Raw genomic sequence first — 19,234 nt, forward strand, 5'->3', positions numbered from 1 at the left:
GAAACGTACCGCCCCGGCGCCGCGGAATCTCGCTGACGGCGTACCCGCGCCGGGAACTTCGCCAGCACTCCGCACGCTTGCATACAGTGGCAGGACCGGCAGGAAAACAGCGGTTGCATCAACCGCATCCGCGATCGAAGGGACGTACATGCCCATGGGTCACACGGCCACAGCCGAGGCAGGCTCCGGCGGCCTGACAGCGACAGAGCACCGCCTCGCCAACGGGCTGCGCGTGGTGCTCTCCGAGGACCACCTGACCCCGGTCGCGGCGGTGTGCCTCTGGTACGACGTCGGGTCACGCCACGAGGTCAAGGGCCGTACGGGTCTGGCTCACCTCTTCGAGCACCTGATGTTCCAGGGTTCGGGCCAGGTGAAGGGCAACGGCCACTTCGAACTGGTCCAGGGCGCGGGCGGCTCGCTCAACGGCACCACGAGCTTCGAGCGCACCAACTACTTCGAGACCATGCCCACCCACCAGTTGGAGCTGGCCCTCTGGCTGGAGGCCGACCGCATGGGCTCGCTGCTCGCGGCCCTCGACGACGAGTCCATGGAGAACCAGCGGGACGTCGTCAAGAACGAGCGCCGCCAGCGCTACGACAACGTCCCCTACGGGACGGCGTTCGAGAAGCTCACCGCCCTCGCCTACCCGGAGGGCCACCCCTACCACCACACGCCGATCGGCTCGATGGCCGACCTGGACGCGGCGACCCTGGAGGACGCCCGCGCGTTCTTCCGGACGTACTACGCGCCCAACAACGCCGTCCTGTCCGTCGTCGGGGACATCGACCCCGAGGAGACCCTCGCCTGGGTCGAGAAGTACTTCGGCTCCATCGCGGGCCACGACGGCAAGCCCGAGCCGCGCTCCGGCGCCCTGCCCGACGTCATCGGCGAGCAGCTGCGCGAGGTCGTCGTCGAAGAGGTCCCCGCGCGCGCGTTGATGGCTGCCTACCGCCTCCCGGAGGACGGCACGCGCGCGTGCGACGCGGCCGACCTGGCGCTCACCGTCCTCGGCGGCGGCGAGTCCTCCCGCCTCTACAACCGGCTCGTACGGCGCGACCGTACGGCGGTCGCGGCCGGCTTCGGTCTGCTGCGGCTGGCCGGAGCGCCCTCCCTGGGCTGGCTGGACGTGAAGACCTCCGCGGACGTCGAGGTGCCGGTCATCGAGGCCGCCGTCGACGAGGAACTCGCGCGGTTCGCCGCCGAGGGCCCCACGGCCGAGGAGATGGAGCGCGCCCAGGCCCAGTTGGAGCGCGAGTGGCTGGACCGCCTCGGCACGGTCGCGGGCCGCGCCGACGAACTGTGCCGCTTCGCCGTCCTGTTCGGCGACCCGCAGCTCGCGCTGACCGCCGTCCAGCGCGTCCTTGAGGTGACCGCCGAGGAGGTCCAGCAGGCCGCCAAGGAGCGGCTGCGCCCCGACAACCGCGCGGTGCTCGTCTACGAGCCCCTGACCGCCGACAACGCCACCGACAGCGACACCGACGAGGAGGCGGCCAAGTGACCGAGCTGGCCACGATGGAGTTCCACCCCCAGCCCCAGGCGGGCGAGGCCAGGCCCTGGGCCTTCCCGGCCCCCGGCCGCGGCACGCTCGGCAACGGCCTGACCGTCCTGCGCTGCCACCGCCCCGGCCAGCAGATCGTCGCCGTGGAGGTGCTCGTCGACGCGCCGCTGGACGCAGAGCCGGCCGGTCTCGACGGCGTCGCCACGATCATGGCCCGCGCCTTCTCCGAGGGCACCGACAAGCACTCCGCCGAGGAGTTCGCCGCCGAGCTGGAGCGCAGCGGCGCCACCCTCGACGCACACGCCGACCACCCCGGCGTACGCCTCAGCCTCGAAGTCCCCGTCTCGCGGCTTCCCAAGGGGCTCGGTCTGCTGGCCGACGCCCTCAGGGCGCCCGCGTTCGCGGACAGCGAGATCGAGCGGCTGGTGCGCAACCGCCTCGACGAGATCCCGCACGAGACGGCCAACCCGGCCCGCCGCTCCGCCAAGCAGCTCTACAAGGAGCTGTTCCCGGAGACCTCGCGCATCTCCCGGCCGCGCCAGGGCACCGAGGAGACGGTCGCGAAGATCGACTCGGCGGCCGTACGCGCCTTCTACGAGAGGCACGTCCGCCCCGCCACGGCCACCGCGGTGGTCGTCGGCGACCTCACCGACGTCGACCTGGACGCGCTGCTCGGCGACACCCTGGGGGAGTGGACCGGCTCGACCGCCGAGCCGCGTCCCGTGCCGCCGGTGGGCGCCGACGACACCGGCCGGGTCGTCATCGTGGACCGCCCGGGCGCCGTGCAGACCCAGTTGCTCATCGGCCGCGTCGGCGCCGACCGGCACGACCGTGTCTGGGCCGCCCAGGTCCTCGGCACGTACTGCCTCGGCGGCACCCTCACCTCCCGCCTGGACCGCGTCCTGCGCGAGGAGAAGGGCTACACCTACGGTGTGCGGGCGTTCGGCCAGGTCCTGCGCTCCGCTCCGGACGGCTCGGGCATCTCGCTGCTCGCCATCAGCGGCTCCTTCGACACGCCGAACACCGGTCCCGCCCTGGAGGACCTCTGGAAGGTGCTGCGCACCCTCGCCGCAGAGGGGCTCACCGACGCCGAGCGCGATGTCGCGGTGCAGAACCTGGTGGGCGTCGCCCCGCTCAAGTACGAGACCGCGGCGGCCGTCGCGAGCACGCTGGCCGACCAGGTCGAGCAGCACCTGCCCGACGACTACCAGGCCACGCTCTACCGGCAGCTCGCCGCCACGGGCACCGTGGAGGCCACCGCCGCGGCCGTGAACGCCTTCCCGGTGGACCGCCTGGTGACGGTCCTCGTCGGCGACGCGGCGACGATCGAGGAGCCCGTCCGGGCCCTCGGTATCGGTGACGTGACCGTCGTATCCGCCGAGTAACGGCACGCGCGTGCACGACAGGGGCCCGGTGACGGAAGCGTCACCGGGCCCCTCTTGTCCATATTGATGGGCAAGTTGCCCATATTGATAGAGAGGTTGACCGTCTGCCCTGTGGCATGCGCTACAAAACCCGTGATCGGTTTGTGGATTGAAAGATCTCCCGCTTAGCGTCGGTCCGGCTGTCCGTCATGCAGTGCGCCGCAGCCGCGGCACCGGACAGTCATCGCCGAGTCCCCGCATGGCGCGAGCCTGGGGAGCCGGGGACCCACACTGTGCAGTCCCTGGGGTGAATCGGACGCCCGCGCGTGCCGCGAGGGGGTCCGTAGGAGACCTTCCTGCTCCGAACCCGTCAGCTAACCCGGTAGGCGAGAAGGAAGGAAAGGACCAGCCACTACATGGCGTTCACCCGCGCCACCGGGAAGCACCGTCGTCCCCGCCGCCCCAGTCTCGTCACCCGTACGACCGTCCGCGCGGCAGGTGTCGCGGCCCTCGCGACCACCGGCGTAGTCGGCACCCTCGCCGCCCCGGCGCTCGCCGAGGAGTCCGCCGTCGAGCAGACCGGCCTCACCCCCGTCATCTCCATCGGCGAGTCGCTCGCCGAGCAGATCGACGCCCAGGCCGCCGCCCAGGAGCAGGCCGCCGAGAAGGCCGCCGCCGAGCAGCGGGCCCGGGCCGCCGCGCAGAAGGAGGCGGAGGAGCGGGTCAAGGAGGCGCGCGAGGCCGAGGCCCGGGCCGCCCGCGAGGCCGAGCGCAAGCGCCTCAACACCTTCGTTGCCCCGATCTCCGGCTCGTACATCTCCACGGGCTACAAGGCGGGCGGCGCCGTCTGGTCCTCCGGCAGCCACACCGGCGTCGACTTCCACGCCGCGTCCGGCACCAGCGTCCACGCGGTGGGCTCCGGCACCGTCGTCGAGGCCGGCTGGGGCGGCTCCTACGGCAACAACATCGTGATCAAGATGAACGATGGTACATACACCCAGTACGGTCATCTGTCGTCGATCAACGTGTCCGTCGGCCAGACGGTCACCCCGGGCCAGCAGATAGGCCTCTCCGGCGCCACCGGCAACGTCACCGGGGCGCACCTCCACTTCGAGGCCCGCATGACCCCGGAGTACGGCTCGGACATCGATCCCGTCGCCTACCTCCGCTCGCACGGCGCCAACGTCTGACGACCCAGCGCACCACTTGTCGTGGCCCCGGCTCCCCGAGCCGGGGCTTTCGGCGTTTCGGAGGGCGGTGTGTCCAAAAAATATCCCCGGATTCTGGCCTGCCGTCGGAAATTCCGGTTCTCTGCAATAGAGTCACTCAACACACGTCAATCGTCGACGTTTCACGGGGATTAAAGCGGAGGTCGGACATGCGTATTCCGGCGCACTCGGTATGCACGGCGATCCGGGACGACATCGTCGCCGGTGTCTACGAGCGCGGCAGCCGGCTCACCGAGGAACTGCTCGCGCGCCGGTACGGCGTCTCGCGCGTCCCCGTCCGCGAGGCCCTGCGCACGCTGGAGGCCGAGGGCTTCGTGGTGACCCGGCGGCACGCGGGCGCGTGCGTCGCGGAACCCACCGAGCAGGAGGCCTCCGACCTCCTTGAGATGCGCATGCTCCTGGAACCGCTGGGCGCCTCCCGGGCCGCCCAGCGGCGCACCGAGGCCCATCTGAAGGTGCTGCGGGGCCTGGTCAGGCTGGGGCAGGAGCGGGCCAGGAGGGGCAACAGCGAGGATCTGCGCTCCCTGGGCGGCTGGTTCCACGAGACGCTCGCCCAGGCCTCCGGCAGCCACGCCCTGACCTCGACGCTCACCCAGCTCCGGCACAAGATCGCCTGGATGTACGCGGTGGAGGCCCCGGCCAACCCCGTCGAGTCCTGGACGGAGCACGGCGCGATCGTGGACGCCGTCGCGCGCGGCGACAGCGAGCGGGCGCGGGCGATCACGGCGCTGCACACCGAGCGGGCGGCGGTCGCGCACCGGCTGCGCTTTCCGGGCGCGGGGGACCGGCCGGAGCGTGTGAGGACTTCGCAACATCCCGTAAACATGACGGGCCTGCGTCATTAACACTGGCACCGTATACAAAGAGTACGGAATTCGCGGGGGACTATTTCTGCTGCCCGTGATCGGGAATTGCGAAGGGCTCCCCCGGAATTCCGGGGGAGCCCTTCGCGGGTATATGTGGTGCTTTTGAGGTGACGGCTGTCGCCGCCCTCGATTCCTCAGACCGTCTCGGGAAGTTCTTCCAGTCCCTCGGCCACCAGCTTCGCCAGACGGTCGAGCGCGGCGTCCGCGCCCTCCGCGTCGGAGGCGAGGACGATCTCCTCGCCGCCCTGGGCACCCAGGCCGAGGACCGCAAGCATCGAGGCCGCGTTGACGGGGTTGCCGTCGGCCTTGGCGATCGTCAGAGGGACGCCGGCGGCCGTGGCCGCACGGACGAAGATGGAGGCGGGGCGGGCGTGGAGGCCCTCCGCCCAGCCGACGTTGACGCGGCGCTCAGCCATGTGATGCTGCCCTTCACTGTCTCAGGGTTGTCTAGACCATTGTTCCATAGCGTGAAGCGTTCCGGGAGACAGGCGGGAGCCCGCCCCGGAACCGCGTTCGGACACCGGCCTGGGCCCGACTTCGGTCCCCACAGACTGCCTCGCGACGTTGTCGGACGCGAGCCGTACTCTGGGGCGCATGCAGAACTCGTCGGACCGGCACGAGTACCCCGCCCACTGGGAGGCGGACGTCGTGCTGCGCGACGGCGGCACCGCCCGTGTCCGGCCCATCACGGCGGACGACGCCGACCGGCTGGTCAGCTTCTACGAGCAGGTTTCGGACGAGTCGAAGTACTACCGCTTCTTCGCGCCCTACCCGCGCCTGTCCGCAAAGGACGTCCACCGCTTCACCCACCACGACTTCGTGGACCGGGTGGGGCTCGCGGCCACGGTCGGCGGCGAGTTCATCGCCACCGTACGCTATGACCGCATTGATGCCGACGGCCTGCCCGCGTCCGGCCCCGCGCACGAGGCCGAGGTCGCCTTCCTGGTGCAGGACGCCCACCAGGGCCGGGGTGTCGCCTCCGCCCTCCTCGAACACATCGCGGCCGTCGCCCGCGAGCGCGACATCCGCCGCTTCGCCGCTGAGGTGCTGCCGGCCAACAACAAGATGATCAAGGTGTTCACGGACGCCGGGTACACCCAGAAGCGCAGCTTCGAGGACGGCGTCGTCCGCCTGGAGTTCGACCTGGAGCCCACCGACCGCTCGCTCGCGGTCCAGCGCGCGCGGGAGCAGCGGGCCGAGGCGCGCTCCGTACGGCGGCTGCTCGCCCCGGGCGCCGTGGCCGTCATCGGCGTCGGCCGGGCCCCGGGGGGCGTCGGCCGCAGCGTCCTCGACCACATCAGGGACGCCGGTTTCACCGGTGACCTGTACGCGGTCAACAGTGCATTCGCGGATCAACAGAAGGACATCGACGGGGTGCGGGCCCACCGGTCCGTGCGCGAGATCGAGGGCCATGTCGACCTCGCGGTCGTCGCCGTCCCGGCCGCGTACGTCCCCGATGTCGTCGCCGAGTGCGGGGAGCACGGCGTACAGGGGCTCGTCGTGGTCTCCGCAGGGTACGCCGAGAGCGGCCCCGAGGGGCGGGAGCGGCAGCGCGAACTCGTGCGGCACGCGCGCACGTACGGGATGCGCATCATCGGCCCCAACGCCTTCGGCGTCATCAACACGGCGGAGGCGGTGCGGCTGAACGCGTCGCTCGCCCCCGAGATGCCGAGGCCCGGGCGGATCGGCCTGTTCGCGCAGTCCGGCGCCATCGGGATCGCCCTGCTGTCCCGGCTGCACCGGCGCGGGGGAGGGGTCACCGGGGTCACGGGCGTGTCGACGTTCGTCTCCTCCGGCAACCGGGCCGACGTGTCCGGCAACGACGTACTCCAGTACTGGTACGACGACCCGGACACCGACGTCGTCCTCATGTACCTCGAATCGATCGGCAACCCGCGCAAGTTCACCCGCCTCGCACGGCGCACGGCGGCGGCGAAGCCACTGGTGGTCGTGCAGGGGGCGCGGCACGACGGGGCGGCACCCCAGGGGCATGCCGTACGGGCCACGCGGTTGCCGCACGCGACGGTGTCCGCGCTGCTGCGGCAGGCCGGGGTGATCCGGGTCGACACGATCACCGAACTGGTCGACGCGGGGTTGTTGCTGGCCCGGCAGCCGCTGCCCGCCGGGCCCCGGGTGGCGATCCTGGGCAACTCGGAGTCGCTGGGACTGCTGACGTACGACGCGTGCCTCTCCGAGGGGTTGCGGCCGTTGTCCCCACTGGACCTGACGACGGGGGCGGCACCGGAGGACTTCCACCGGGCGCTGTCGGAGGCGCTGGCGTCCGAGGAGTGCGACGCGGTGGTGGTGACCGCGATCCCCACAGTGGGGGAGGGGTATCCCGGGGATGCCGCCTTGGCCGAGGCGTTGCGGTCGGCCGCGGCGGAGGTACCGGGGAAGCCGGTGCTGGTGGTGCATGTGGAACTTGGGGGACTGGCCGAGGCCCTGTCGGCTGCAGCGAGTACTGCACCACGGGCAGGTTCCACGGCACCCGGAACTACAGGCGGTGCCCACCCCTTCCGCCCTGCGGAACGCCTGCCCACCGTGGTGTCCACCCCCGACTCCCCCGCCCGCCTCATCCCCGCCTACCCCGCCGCCGAACGAGCCGTACGCGCCCTCGGTGAAGCCGTGAAGTACGCGCAGTGGCGGCGGGAAGCCGCCGAGCCCGGGAAAGTGCCCGAGTCCATCGACGCGGACATCGACGAGAAGGGGGCCGCCGAGCTGATCGGTGGGCTCCTCGCGCGTGGGCAGGGGCTCACCCTCGGTACGGACGAGACGTGCGAGCTGCTCGGGACGTACGGCATCCCCGTGCGCAGGGCACTGCCCGCGCTCGGTGCCGACGCCGCCGCAGCCGCCGCGCGGGACATCGGTTACCCCGTCGCCCTCAAGGCCACCGCCCCGCAGCTGCGCCACCGCGCGGACCTCGGCGGCGTACGCCTGGATCTCGCCGACGAGGAGCAACTGCGGCGGGCGTACGCCGAGTTGACCGGACTCTTCGGGGCGCCGGACGAGGTGCGGCCCGTCGTGCAGGGGATGGCACCGCGGGGGGTCGACACCGTCGTACGGGCGGTCATCGACCCGGCGGCCGGAGCGGTGCTCTCCTTCGGGCTCGCCGGGCCCGCCTCGCAGTTGCTCGACGACATCGCGCACCGGCTGATACCGGTCACCGACCGCGACGCGGCCTCACTGATCCGGTCCATCCGGACGGCGCCGCTCCTGTTCGGCTGGCGCGGTTCGGCCCCGGTCGACACCGGCGCGCTCGAAGAACTGCTGCTCAGGGTGTCGCGGCTGGTCGACGACCATCCCGAGGTGATCGCCGTGTCCCTGGAGCCGGTGGTCGTCGCGCAGCACGGTCTGAGCGTGCTCGGGGCGTCGGTGCGGCTGGCGCCGCCGCCGGTCCGGGACGACCTGGGTCCCAGGACACTTCCTGTGTACTGAGCGGTGCCTCGCAGTCAGTGGGCCCCCGTAGGATGGGGCGCATGGCCAAGACCAGTACATCGACCCAGGGGCTGCGAGCGGCGATCGAGCGCAGCGGCTACTACCCGGCCCTCGTGGCCGAGGCGGTGGAGGCCGCGATCGGCGGCGACTCCATCAGGTCGTACCTGGTCCACCAGGAGACGACGTTCGACGCGAACGAGGTGCGTCGGCATGTGACCGTGCTCGTCCTCACCGGCAACCGTTTCATCGTCAGCCACACCGACGAGCAGGCCGCGGACACCACCTCCCCGACGCCGTACGCCACCACGTCCACGGAGTCCGTGAAGCTCGGCCGGATCTCGTCGGTGGTGCTCAGCCGGGTCGTGGCCAACCCCGAGTCGTACACGCCGGGCACGCTCCCGCGCGAGGTCGTCCTGACCATCGGCTGGGGCGCCGTCTCCCGTATCGACCTGGAGCCCGCCGCCTGCGGCGACCCCAACTGCGAGGCGGACCACGGCTACACGGGCAGCTCCACGGCGGACGACCTGAGCCTGCGCGTCAGCGAGGCCGGGGACGGCCCCGAGACGGTCCGCCAGGCGCTCGTCTTCGCGCAGGCACTCTCGGAAGCGACCGCGGACGTCGCCCGCTGATGTCCCAGCCCACCACCTGGGACCACCCGGAACCACTCGCAGTCTCCTCCGCCCCCGTCCCGCACTACGGCACGGGCTCGCTCGCCGACCTGCTGCCCACCCTGGCCGCCGGCATGGACGTACCGGGCATGTCCGCGGCGATCCCGGAGCTGGCGCCCGCCGACCGGAACTGCGTGTTCCTGATCGACGGACTCGGCTGGGAGCAGCTCCTCGCCCACCCGGACGAGGCCCCCTTCATGAGCGCGCTGATCGGCAGCTCACGCGGGGACACGGGCCGCCCGATCACCGCCGGCTACCCGGCGACCACCGCGACCTCCCTCGCCTCCGTCGGCACCGGCCTGCCGCCCGGCGCGCACGGCCTGCCCGGCTACACCGTGCGCAACCCGGACACCGGCGAGCTGATGAACCAGCTGCGCTGGCAGCCGTGGACGGACCCGCGCGCGTGGCAGCCGTACCCCACGGTGTTCCAACTGGCCCACGAGGCCGGTGTGCACACGGCCCAGGTCTCCTCGCCGACCTTCGAGAACACCCCGCTGACCAAGATCGCGCTCAGCGGCGGCACCTTCCGTGGCAAGCTCTCCGGCGAGGACCGCATGGACCTGGCGGCCGAGCAACTGGCCGCCGGTGACCGCTCGTTGGTCTACACGTACTACGCCGAGGTGGACGGCAAGGGCCACCGCTTCGGCGTCGACTCGGACGCCTGGCGCGGTCAGCTCATGTACGTCGACCGGCTCGTCCAGCGGCTGGCGGAGCAACTCCCGCCGCGCGCCGCGCTGTACGTCACCGCAGACCACGGCATGATCGACATCCCGTTCGACGAGCAGCACCGCATCGACTTCGACGAGGACTGGGAACTGCGCGCGGGCGTCGCCCTGTTGGGCGGCGAGGGCCGGGCGCGGCACGTGTACGCGGTGCCGGGCGCGCAGTCCGACGTACTGACCTGCTGGCGCGAGGTGCTAGGCGAGCAGTTCTGGGTGGCCTCACGCGACGAGGCCATCGCGGCGGGCTGGTTCGGACCGACGGTCGACGAACGGGTGTACGGCCGGATCGGCGATGTCGTCGCGGCGGCGCGGGACGACGTCCTGATCGTTGCCTCCGAGCGGGAGCCCAGGGAGTCGGTGATGGTCGGCAACCACGGTTCGATGACCCCCGCGGAACAGCTCGTCCCGCTGCTCCAAGTACGCTCCTGACGCCCGTCTGCCCCTGACCCGTCCCGCCCCCCCCGTTTCCCTCGCCGAAAGGTGCTCAACCTCCCATGCCCGAGCTGGTGTTCTTCTCCGGAACGATGGACTGTGGGAAGTCGACTCTGGCGCTGCAGATCGCGCACAACCGGTCGGCGCGGGGACTGCAGGGGCTGATCTTCACCCGGGACGACCGGGCCGGGGAGGGGAAGCTTTCCTCGCGGCTCGGACTGGTGACCGACGCGGTCGAGGCGGTCCTGGGGATGGATCTGTACGGCTATGTCGTGGACCGGGTGTCGCAGGGCGGCCGGGTCGACTATCTGATCGTGGACGAGGCGCAGTTCCTGGCACCGGAGCAGATCGACCAGCTCGCACGCGTGGTCGACGACCTGCGGCTCGACGTCTACGCCTTCGGCATCACCACCGACTTCCGCACCAAGCTCTTCCCGGGCTCGCGGCGACTGATCGAACTGGCCGACCGGATAGAGACGCTCCAGGTGGAGGCGATGTGCTGGTGCGGGGAGCGTGCCACGCACAACGCCCGCACCGTGGACGGCGAGATGGTGGTGGAGGGCGAGCAGGTCGTGGTCGGCGATGTCAGCAGCCTCGCCGCGGAGGTCGGCTACGAGGTGCTGTGCCGACGCCACCACCGCCGCCGTATGACCAGCGCCTCCGCCCACGCGGGCGCGCTCTCGCCGGACGTCCTGCCGGTCTCCTCCTCCTGACCGTCACCTGCCGGGGTGCAGCCCCAGCCGGCCCGGGCTCGGAGCGCCCTCGACCTCGCCGAAGTACAGGGTGAACGTCTGCTTCCAGCGCTCGACCTCGGCCCGGTCGGCCATGAACCGGGGGAACTCGGCGAAGTGCGCGTTCGGGTACTCCCACGCGGGCCTGATCCCCGTCGGCGGGACGATGTCGGTGCGCACCGACCAGCCCGTGCCGCTCTGCTGCCTGGGCGTCGACAGCCACCAGTTGAGGTACAGCTTCGCGGCCTCGGGATGCGCGGCCCGGCGGAAGATCGCGGCCCGCTGGCCCCAGGCCATGAACGGCGCCCCGTCCTCGGGTATCGCCCAGCGCAGCGTGGCCCCGGCCGGTGTGACCGCCGCGCTGCCGGCGCCGACGCCGATCACCTTCTGCTTGTTGTTGATGGCGAGCGCCGGGGTGTGCGTGCCGCGCGCGAACTGGACGTCCTGCGCGGCGAGTCGGGCCACCCAGTCCCAGCCGTAGGTCTCGGCGCACAGCTTGTAGAGGAAGAGGGACGCGTCGTCGTCGTTTTTCGACCATACGAGGTCATCGGCCGGGACGGAGCCCAGGTTCGGCAGGTCGGACGGGCCCCAGCGCCTTCCCCGAACGTTCCGTCCGAACCCCTCACCACCCCTGATACGACGAAGGTCACAATTACGTATCGGACATTTCGCGCTTCAACCTTCACTTGAACCGCACAAGTTGGCTAAGTTGACCTCCGAACGACTTCTTCCCAAGTCGCTGTCCGAAGCAGACAGTTGATTTCGGGGGGCGGAACACGGAAGGAGCTCGTCCCGCATGGCGCCGGAACGAACCCGAAATGATGGGCCGAGCCGTGAGGAGGTCCAGCAGCGGATCAACAGCCTCTACGACCAGGCCGAAAACGCCACCGGGACCTTCAACGCCACCCGCGCGATGAGGATCGGGTCACGCAAACGCGCCACCCCGGCACCCGACACCGCGCGCAGGCGCTCCGACCCGGCCCTCGACGAGGTCACCCGGCCGTGGTTCGACGCGGCACGCGCCAAACTGGGCCCGACCCTGCCCGCCGTACTGCCGTCCGACCGGCGGCCGGCCCGCGCGGCCGAGCCCCGTCCGGCCCGCCCCGCGAGCCCGCCCGCCGAGCCGACCGCCCGCCCCGTACCGGAGTTGACCGCCGGACCCGTCGCCGCGCTGCCCGCCGGATCGGCGCCCGCGCTGCCGCCCGCGCCCCGGGCCGAACTGCCGCCCGCGCCGCTCGCCGAACTGTCCGCCGCGCCCACCGCCGTACTCCCGGCCGTGCCCGCACCGCGACAGGAGGTGCAGACCGGCCGGAACGCGCTTCCCGCCGCCGAGCCCAGTTGGTTCCCGACGCCCTCGGCCGCCATGGACGCGGCTCCGCTCCCGGTGCCCGACGCCCGGCCTGCCGACCCCTGGCAGCTGCCCCTGCCCACCGGCCAGAGCACGGGCGCCCCCCTCGACGCGGCGACGCCCCTGTACGCGGGCACGCTCCGCGACGGGAACTACGCCCTCGTCACCGAACTCCCCCTCGTCGCGGGCCCGTTCCCGACCGTCCCCCCTGTTCCTGTCGCTCCGGCCGTTCCGGTCGCCGAGCCGTTCCCTGTCGCCGACCCCTTCCCGGCCGCGCAGACGCCCTACGTCGCACAGCCGTCGTACACCGCGGGCACCGCCTACGCGGCACAGACGTCCTACGCGTCGCCCCAGACGACCTACGGCACCGGGGCCTACCTCGGCGCCACCGACCCGTACCTGGGTGCCGTGGCCGGCGGGAGCATCGGCAACGGCATCGCGTTCGGCCTGGAGCCCGGCGCGAAGGCCGCCAAGGCCGCCGCCTTCGCCCGCGCGCAGATCGGCAGGCCGTGCGTCTGGGGCGCGGTGGGACCGGGCTCGTACGACAACTCCGGTCTCATCCAGGCCGCCTGGAAGGCCGCCGGGGTCGCCCTCCCGCGTGCCGTGCACGAGCAGGCGAGCGCCGGTATGGCGATAGGTCTGGCCGACATCCGGCCCGGCGACCTGGTCTTCTACCACGGCGACGCGGGCCATGTCGGCCACGTGGGCATCTGCGTCGGCGACGGCACGATGATGCACGCGCCGAGCCCGGGGGCGACCGTGCGCGAGGACTCGATCTTCGCGGCGGGCGAGGCGGCCATCCACAGCGTCCTGCGGCCCGCCTAGGGCCTGTCCGGCGGTCCGGGCCGGGATCCGGGCCGATCGGGGCCCTAGGAGGCCTGGATCAGCGAGAACAGCGCCCCCTCGGGGTCCGTCACCGTGGCCACGCGGCCGTGCGGGCTGTCGTGCGGGGGCTTGACGACGTGGCCGCCCAGGTCCACCAGCCGGGTGACCGCCGCGTCCGCGTCGGCCACCTCGAAGTACGTCATCCAGTGCGGCCCCCGGTCCCGGGGCAGCGCGTTGCCCACGCCGTGGACGCCGGCGACCGGACGGCCCCCGATGCGCAGGGTCACGTAGTCGAAGTTCGCCGACACCACAGGCTCTTCCTCGTAGCCGAAGACGGTCTTGTAGAACTTGGCGACGCTCGACGAGTCCCGGGTCACCAGCTCGTTCCACGCGGGCGTGCCCGGGACGCCGGTGATGTCCGTGCCCAGGTGGGCGGCGGCCTGCCAGATGCCGAACACCGCTCCCATCGGGTCGGAGGCGATGGCCAGCCGGCCCGCCTCGGCCGCGTCCAGCGGTCCGACGCCCACCGTGCCGCCCGAGTGCCGGACCATCTCCGCGGTGAGGTCCACGTCGTCCGAGGCCAGATACGGCGTCCACGCGACGGGAAGGTGCCGGTCCGGCGGCAGCTGCCCGATGCCGGCCACCTCCTGGCCGTCCAGCCGGGCCCTGACGTACCAGCCGAGCTGCTGCGGACCCGGTTCGAACTCCCAGCCGAACAGCTCCCCGTAGAAGTCCTGCGTAACCGCCATCCCGTGCACCATCAGACTCACCCAGCAGGGTGTGCCGGGCGCGTGCCGGGCGCGCGCCTCGCCGCTTCGTCCGGCCGACTCCCGTGCCTCGGTCATTCTCACTCTCTCCTCGACCCCTGGGGCCTGGTCACTTCCGCCGTCCGCCGCGTCGGCGGACCTGCCGCACGCCGTCGTACGGCGTGCCTCGTCCCGTTGCTCGTGCCGTGCCGCGATCCCGCGCGCACGCACGCTCCGTGCCGATGCTCGCACCCTCCGCGGTACCGCGCTCCCCGGCCGCGCCGACCCCCGTACGTCCTCGACGTGAGGGTGCCCGATCCGCCGTTTCCCGCCCGTTTCCGTGTGATTGCCGCAGGGTGTCCATCGGTCGTACAGCATGTGCCCGATCCGGTACGCCTGGTGATCGAACCTGTCCGGCGGGAGAGTAGCCCGCCCTGGCTGCCACGGCCACCCCGTGCGCAAGGATGGAGCCATGAACGCCATCATCTCCGCATCCGAACTCGTGAACGAATTGGCTGGTTCCCGCCCGCCGGTCCTCCTGGACATCCGCTGGCAGCTGAGCATGCCCAGCTCAGCTCCGTTCGACGGGCGTGCCGAGTACGCGGCCGGGCATCTCCCCGGCGCGGTCTTCGTCGACCTGGACCGGGAGCTGGCCTCCGCCTCGGGGACGGGCGGTCGGCATCCGCTGCCCGACCCGGAGACGTTCGGCGCCGCGATGCGCCGCGCGGGTGTCTCGTCCGGCGTCCCCGTGGTCGTGTACGACGGCGGCCAGGGCTGGGCGGCGGCACGCGCGTGGTGGCTGTTGCGCTGGACGGGTCACCCGGACGTGCGGGTCCTCGACGGCGGGTTGCCGTCCTGGGAGGGGGCGCTCGACACGGACGTACCGGCGCCCGCGGAGGGCGACTTCACGCCGGTGCCGGGGGCGGCAGGTCTGCTCGACGCGGACGGTGCCGCCGCGCTGGCCCGTTCCGGGCTGCTGCTCGACGCGCGCGCGGGGGAGCGTTACCGGGGCGAGGTCGAGCCCATCGACCGGGTCGGCGGCCACATCCCGGGCGCGGTCTCGGCCCCCACGAACGAGAACGTGGGCCCCGACGGCCGCTTCCTGCCCGCCCCCGAACTGACGTCCCGCTTCGAGACCCTGGGCGCGAAGGACACCACCGCGGTGGGCGTCTACTGCGGCTCGGGCGTCTCGGGCGCCCACGAGGTCCTCGCCCTGGCGGTAGCGGGCATCCCGGCAGCTCTGTACGTCGGCTCGTGGTCGGAGTGGTCGGGAGACCCGGCGAGGCCGGTGGCGGTGGGCCCGGACCCGCAGTAACTCGACGGGTTCCCCTGGACGGAGGCGCGCAGCGCCCCGTCCAGGGGTGCGGGGAACAGCGTGCCCAGCCCCCACTCACCCGCGGGGAACGAACCGCCCACCCAGTGGAACTACTCCTTGTTCTTGCGGCGCGTCCCGAAGACGATCTCGTCCCAGCTGGGAACCGCCGCTCTACGCCCGGGCCGCACCCCGTCCGCCTCCGCCTGGCGGTCGGTCGCCCCGACCAGCCGGTCGCGGTGCGCGCCGACCGAACGGGGCATCAGCACGTCCGCGTACGCGGAACCCGCCGAGGCCGCGGGAGCCGGCGGCTCCTCCACCTCGGGTTCGGCCACGGGCTCCTCCGCCGTCTCGGTGGAGGAGGGGCGCTCCGGCACGACCATGTCGCCGCGGAAGCTCGGTACCGCCTCCAGCAGGCTGGTCAGCGAGTCCCGCTCGCTCTCCTCGACCGGCTCGGCCGACGGCGCGGGCAGCGCCGGACGGTCCAGCGGGCGGTCGCGCGGCAGCCGGGCGATACGCGGGACGAACGGGAAGCTGGGCTCGGGCGCCGAGAGGTCGTCCGACTCGCCGATCAGCGAGCGGGCCTCCTCGTCGACGGCCTGGACGAGCCGCCGGGGCGGGTCGTACGTCCAGCTCGCCGAGTGCGGTTCGCCCGCGACCAGATAGACCAGCAGGACTTCCCAGGTGCCGTCGTCGCGGCGCCAGGAGTCCCATTGGACGGTGTCCTTGTCGGCGCCACGGATCGTCAGCCGCTCCTGCACGGCCTCGCCGAGCTGTGGACCGGCGTTCTCACCGGGCCGGCGGACCGGGGTCTTCCGGGCCCGCTCGGCCATGAAGGCTCGTTCGGCCAGCACGGGGCCCTCGAAGCGACGCACGCGGTCGACCGGAATCCCGGCGAGCTGCGCCACCTCTTCCGCGGACGCGCCGGCACGTATGCGTGCCTGGATGTCGCGGGGGCGGAGATGACTCTCCACCTCGATCTCGATCTGGCCGAGGCGGGGACGGTCGCCGCGAACGGCGGCGCGCAGACGCTCATCGATCGGAAGCGTGTACTCCGTGCTGTCCGCAGCCTTCAGCACCAGCCGTGTGCCGTCGTTAGAGACGGCCACGACACGCAGTTCGGGCATGGGGACCTCCCGGGTGGTGCCTGCCGACGTCACGTGCGTCGCTGCTTCCGCTAGTCGAGTGTGGCCTGCCCGGGTGCAGCCTGCCACAACCTTGCCGAGTTGCCCGGCGTGTCGGGCACGGGCCCGGGAACGCCGTTATGTCACGGTTATCTATTCGCAACGCTAAGTGACAAACTCCGTCACCCTGTGCAACGAGCCCCCTCTTGGCGGTCCTGGATGGCCCCGGACGCCCAGGCGGGAGACCGGACCCAGGGCTCGCAACAGTACTCCATTTGGGCCACGTGCGTGGATTGGCACGCCACCCAATTCCAGTCGGGGAGTGCGAGTTGGCCGTTCTCCCGCCGGTTCCGTGACCTCGGACGCGACGTGCTTCACGTAAACATCGGAAACGGAACCAATTGCTTCGCTACGCGCCCAGAACCCGCCGCAAGTAGTCGTTCTGGAACAGTCGTTCGGGGTCGAGCCGGTCCCGCAGGGCGGTGAACTCACCGAAACGGGGGTAGACCCCGGCGAAGTACTCGGCGTCCCGGGTGTGCACCTTGCCCCAGTGCGGCCGTCCCCCGTGCGCGGTGAAGATGCGCTCCGCGGCGGTGAAGTACGCCTGGTAGGGCGTCCCCCGGAACATGTGGACGGCGACGTAGGCGCTGTCGCGGCCGGAGGCCGTGGAGAGGGCGATGTCGTCCGCGGGGGCCGTGCGCACCTCCACCGGGAAACTGACCCGCAGGTCCGACCTGTCGACCGTCGCCTTGAGTTCGCGCAGCGTCTCCACCAGGGCCTCGCGCGGGACGGCGTACTCCATCTCCACGAAACGCACCCGGCGCGGGGACGTGTAGACCTTGTACGGGATGTCCGTGTACGTCCGCGCGGACAGTGCCTTGCTGGAGATCTGGGCGATCGTCGGGATCGTGGCCGGCACCGTGCGGCCGACCAACTGGGCCACCTGGAAGACGCCGTTGGAGAGGAACTCGTCCTCGATCCAGCCCTTGACCGGGCTGACCGGCTTCTCGGGGCCCGCGCTGCGGTTGTTGCGCTTGGTGTTGGTGCTGCCGGTGTGCGGGAACCAGTAGAACTCGAAGTGCTCGTTCTCGGCCCAGAGTTCGTCGAAGGCGCTGGTGACCTTGTCGAAGGTCATCGGCTCCTCGCGGGCGGTGAGCAGGAAGATCGGCTCCACGGCGAAGGTGATCGCGGTGATGATCCCCAGGGCGCCGATGCCGACCCGGGCCGCCGCGAAGACCTCTGGGTTCTCCTTCTCGGAGCAGGTGAGGACCGCGCCGTCCGCGGTCACCAGCTCAAGTGCCTTGATCTGGGCGGCTATCGAGCCCGACTCACGGCCGGTGCCGTGGGTGCCGGTGCTGGTGGCGCCCGAGACGGTCTGCTCCATGATGTCGCCCATGTTGGTGAGCGACAGACCCTCGCGCGCGAGGGCCATGTTGAGTCTCTTGAGCGGGGTGCCCGCCTCGACCGTGACCGTCAGGTTCTCGCGGTCAATGTTGCGGATGCCGGTCAACAGTTGAGGGCGGATCAACACCCCGTCGGTGGCGGCGGTCGCGGTGAAGGAGTGCCCGGTGCCGACGGCCTTCACCTTCAGACCGTCCTCGGCGGCTTTCCGTACCGCCGCGGACAGTTCCTCCACGGAAGCGGGCGTGACCTCCCGGGCGGGCCGGGCGGTGACGTTGCCCGCCCAGTTACGCCACGTGCCGCTCTTGCCGCTCGCTGTGCTGCTCAACGGTGCCTCCCCGACGCGGAGCCGGCCTGCTCAGCCGGCGGTACCCGAGGAAACCGACCGCGACCGCGACGGCCCCGGACGCCACCGGAACCCCGTACCCGGCGCTCGCACCGGCGGCGTCGATCACCCAGCCGGACACGGAGGAGCCGAGCGCGACCCCGACCGCGAGCCCGGTGCTCACCCAGGTCATGCCCTCGGTCAATTGCGCGCGTGGTACGTGCTGTTCGATGAGGGACATCGTCGTGATCATCGTGGGAGCGATGGACAGACCCGCAACGAACAGCGTCACGGCCAGAAACGGCAAGTTTCCGACCAGTAGGAGGGGGATCATACTCACGGCCATCGCACATATGCCCAGCAGCCACCGGCGTTCCGGCGCCCCCGGAAGGCGCAGCAGCCCGAACACCGCGCCCGCCACGCAGGAGCCCGCCGCGTAGACGGCCAGCACGAGGCTCGCGGCGCCCTGATGACCCCGCTCCTCGGCGAAGGCGACGGTGACCACGTCGACGGCCCCGAAGATCGCCCCGGTGGCCGCGAAGGTGACCACCAGGACCTGCAGACCGGGGGAGCGCAGCGCCGAGCCGTCCTTGTGCCGCGTACGCGGATGCGGCTCGGGCTCGGTGGCGCGCTGCGCCGTCAGCCAGAAGACGCCGACCGCCAGGAAACAGGCGGCGAGCAGCGGCCCCGCCTCCGGGAACCACGCCGTGGACAGCCCGATGGAGATGATCGGCCCGAAGATGAAGCAGACCTCGTCCACCACGGACTCGAAGGAGTACGCGGTGTGCAGTTGCGGGGTGTCCCGGTAGAGGGCCGCCCACCGCGCGCGGGTCATCGCGCCGACGCTCGGTACGCAGCCGATGCCGGCCCCGCACACGAACAGCACCCAGTCCGGCCACCCGAAGTGCGCGGCGAGCAGCAGCCCGGCCGAGGCCACCAGCGCGCAGAGCGTCGCGGGCCGCAGCACGCGGCGCTGCCCGTACCGGTCGACCAGCCGGGAGACCTGCGGACCCGCCACCGCCGCCGCGAGCGCGATGGTCGCCGTGAGCGCGCCCGCGAGCCCGTACCGCCCGGTGATCTGGGAGATCATCGTGACCACGCCGATGCCCATCATCGACAGCGGCATCCGGCCGAGGAGTCCCGCGAAGGTGAACCGTCCGGAGCCCGGGGCGGCGAACAGGGCGCGGTAGGGACTGGGCACGGGCGGG

General features: G+C 71.8%; 15 protein-coding genes, 1 pseudogene and 1 riboswitch. Of the genes and pseudogenes, 10 read left to right on the forward strand and 6 right to left on the reverse strand.

Annotated features, from left to right (window positions below; genetic code table 11):
- The first annotated feature begins 154 nt into the window (after nucleotides 1-154).
- The 4 genes from CW359_RS05290 (at nucleotide 155) to CW359_RS05305 (ending at nucleotide 4,936) form a co-directional block, all read left to right on the forward strand.
- The gene (locus CW359_RS05290; RefSeq protein WP_105968578.1) at nucleotides 155-1,498 is read left to right on the forward strand and encodes a M16 family metallopeptidase; all 1,344 of its coding nucleotides are present in this window, start codon (nucleotides 155-157) and stop codon (nucleotides 1,496-1,498) included.
- Nucleotides 1,495-2,883, forward strand: coding sequence for a M16 family metallopeptidase (locus tag CW359_RS05295; RefSeq protein WP_105968579.1), 1,389 nt, complete (start codon nucleotides 1,495-1,497; stop codon nucleotides 2,881-2,883). The genes CW359_RS05290 and CW359_RS05295 overlap by 4 nt, the downstream gene beginning before the upstream one ends.
- A gap of 214 nt (nucleotides 2,884-3,097) precedes the next feature.
- Nucleotides 3,098-3,265, forward strand: a riboswitch (cyclic di-AMP (ydaO/yuaA leader).
- Nucleotides 3,266-3,278: 13 nt separating this feature from the next.
- Nucleotides 3,279-4,052, forward strand: a complete 774-nt coding sequence (locus tag CW359_RS05300) for a M23 family metallopeptidase (RefSeq protein ID WP_105968580.1) — start codon at nucleotides 3,279-3,281, stop codon at nucleotides 4,050-4,052.
- 188 nt (nucleotides 4,053-4,240) lie between these two features.
- On the forward strand, nucleotides 4,241-4,936 hold the full coding sequence (locus tag CW359_RS05305) for a GntR family transcriptional regulator (RefSeq protein ID WP_105968581.1): 696 nt from the start codon (nucleotides 4,241-4,243) through the stop codon (nucleotides 4,934-4,936).
- Nucleotides 4,937-5,091: 155 nt separating this feature from the next.
- On the opposite strand, the gene CW359_RS05310 is transcribed toward CW359_RS05305, so the two are convergent.
- The gene (locus tag CW359_RS05310) at nucleotides 5,092-5,373 is read right to left on the reverse strand and encodes an HPr family phosphocarrier protein (protein ID WP_105968582.1); all 282 of its coding nucleotides are present in this window, start codon (nucleotides 5,371-5,373) and stop codon (nucleotides 5,092-5,094) included.
- A 178-nt stretch (nucleotides 5,374-5,551) separates the two neighbouring features.
- On the opposite strand from CW359_RS05310, the gene CW359_RS05320 reads away from it, so the two are divergent.
- The 4 genes from CW359_RS05320 to CW359_RS05335 all read left to right on the forward strand — a co-directional run bounded on the left by CW359_RS05320 (nucleotide 5,552) and on the right by CW359_RS05335 (nucleotide 10,927).
- Nucleotides 5,552-8,392 (forward strand): bifunctional acetate--CoA ligase family protein/GNAT family N-acetyltransferase, encoded by a 2,841-nt coding sequence (locus tag CW359_RS05320; RefSeq protein WP_105968583.1) that lies wholly within the window; start codon nucleotides 5,552-5,554, stop codon nucleotides 8,390-8,392.
- Between the two features lie 41 nt (nucleotides 8,393-8,433).
- Nucleotides 8,434-9,021 (forward strand): DUF5998 family protein, encoded by a 588-nt coding sequence (locus CW359_RS05325; RefSeq protein ID WP_105968584.1) that lies wholly within the window; start codon nucleotides 8,434-8,436, stop codon nucleotides 9,019-9,021.
- Nucleotides 9,021-10,211 (forward strand): alkaline phosphatase family protein, encoded by a 1,191-nt coding sequence (locus tag CW359_RS05330; protein ID WP_105968585.1) that lies wholly within the window; start codon nucleotides 9,021-9,023, stop codon nucleotides 10,209-10,211. The genes CW359_RS05325 and CW359_RS05330 overlap by 1 nt, the downstream gene beginning before the upstream one ends.
- 65 nt (nucleotides 10,212-10,276) lie before the next feature.
- Nucleotides 10,277-10,927 carry a thymidine kinase gene (locus CW359_RS05335; RefSeq protein WP_105968586.1) on the forward strand — a complete coding sequence of 217 codons (651 nt, stop codon included), beginning with the start codon at nucleotides 10,277-10,279 and terminating at the stop codon, nucleotides 10,925-10,927.
- 3 nt (nucleotides 10,928-10,930) lie between these two features.
- Here CW359_RS05335 and CW359_RS05340 read toward each other — a convergent pair.
- Nucleotides 10,931-11,473, reverse strand: a pseudogene (locus tag CW359_RS05340) (ABC transporter substrate-binding protein); the annotation flags it as partial.
- Nucleotides 11,474-11,741: 268 nt separating this feature from the next.
- On the opposite strand from CW359_RS05340, the gene CW359_RS46275 reads away from it, so the two are divergent.
- A complete protein-coding gene (locus CW359_RS46275; RefSeq protein ID WP_232838235.1) occupies nucleotides 11,742-13,118 on the forward strand; it encodes a C40 family peptidase in 1,377 nt (458 codons plus the stop codon).
- A gap of 44 nt (nucleotides 13,119-13,162) precedes the next feature.
- On the opposite strand, the gene CW359_RS05350 is transcribed toward CW359_RS46275, so the two are convergent.
- Nucleotides 13,163-13,963, reverse strand: a complete 801-nt coding sequence (locus CW359_RS05350; protein WP_105968588.1) for a VOC family protein — start codon at nucleotides 13,961-13,963, stop codon at nucleotides 13,163-13,165.
- A 373-nt stretch (nucleotides 13,964-14,336) separates the two neighbouring features.
- On the opposite strand from CW359_RS05350, the gene CW359_RS05355 reads away from it, so the two are divergent.
- A complete protein-coding gene (locus CW359_RS05355) occupies nucleotides 14,337-15,179 on the forward strand; it encodes a sulfurtransferase (protein WP_105968589.1) in 843 nt (280 codons plus the stop codon).
- Nucleotides 15,180-15,289: 110 nt separating this feature from the next.
- On the opposite strand, the gene sepH is transcribed toward CW359_RS05355, so the two are convergent.
- From sepH to CW359_RS05370, 3 genes are all read right to left on the reverse strand, one after another.
- Nucleotides 15,290-16,303, reverse strand: coding sequence for a septation protein SepH (sepH, locus tag CW359_RS05360; RefSeq protein WP_105968590.1), 1,014 nt, complete (start codon nucleotides 16,301-16,303; stop codon nucleotides 15,290-15,292).
- Between the two features lie 406 nt (nucleotides 16,304-16,709).
- The gene (locus CW359_RS05365) at nucleotides 16,710-18,029 is read right to left on the reverse strand and encodes a D-arabinono-1,4-lactone oxidase (protein WP_105968591.1); all 1,320 of its coding nucleotides are present in this window, start codon (nucleotides 18,027-18,029) and stop codon (nucleotides 16,710-16,712) included.
- Complete coding sequence (locus CW359_RS05370; RefSeq protein ID WP_105968592.1) at nucleotides 17,989-19,227, reverse strand: MFS transporter; 1,239 nt, start codon at nucleotides 19,225-19,227, stop codon at nucleotides 17,989-17,991. Before CW359_RS05370 ends, CW359_RS05365 begins: the two co-directional genes overlap by 41 nt.
- Between the last annotated feature and the right edge of the window lie 7 nt (nucleotides 19,228-19,234).

The organism is Streptomyces geranii, assembly GCF_002954775.1.
GTDB classification, from domain to species: domain Bacteria; phylum Actinomycetota; class Actinomycetes; order Streptomycetales; family Streptomycetaceae; genus Streptomyces; species Streptomyces geranii.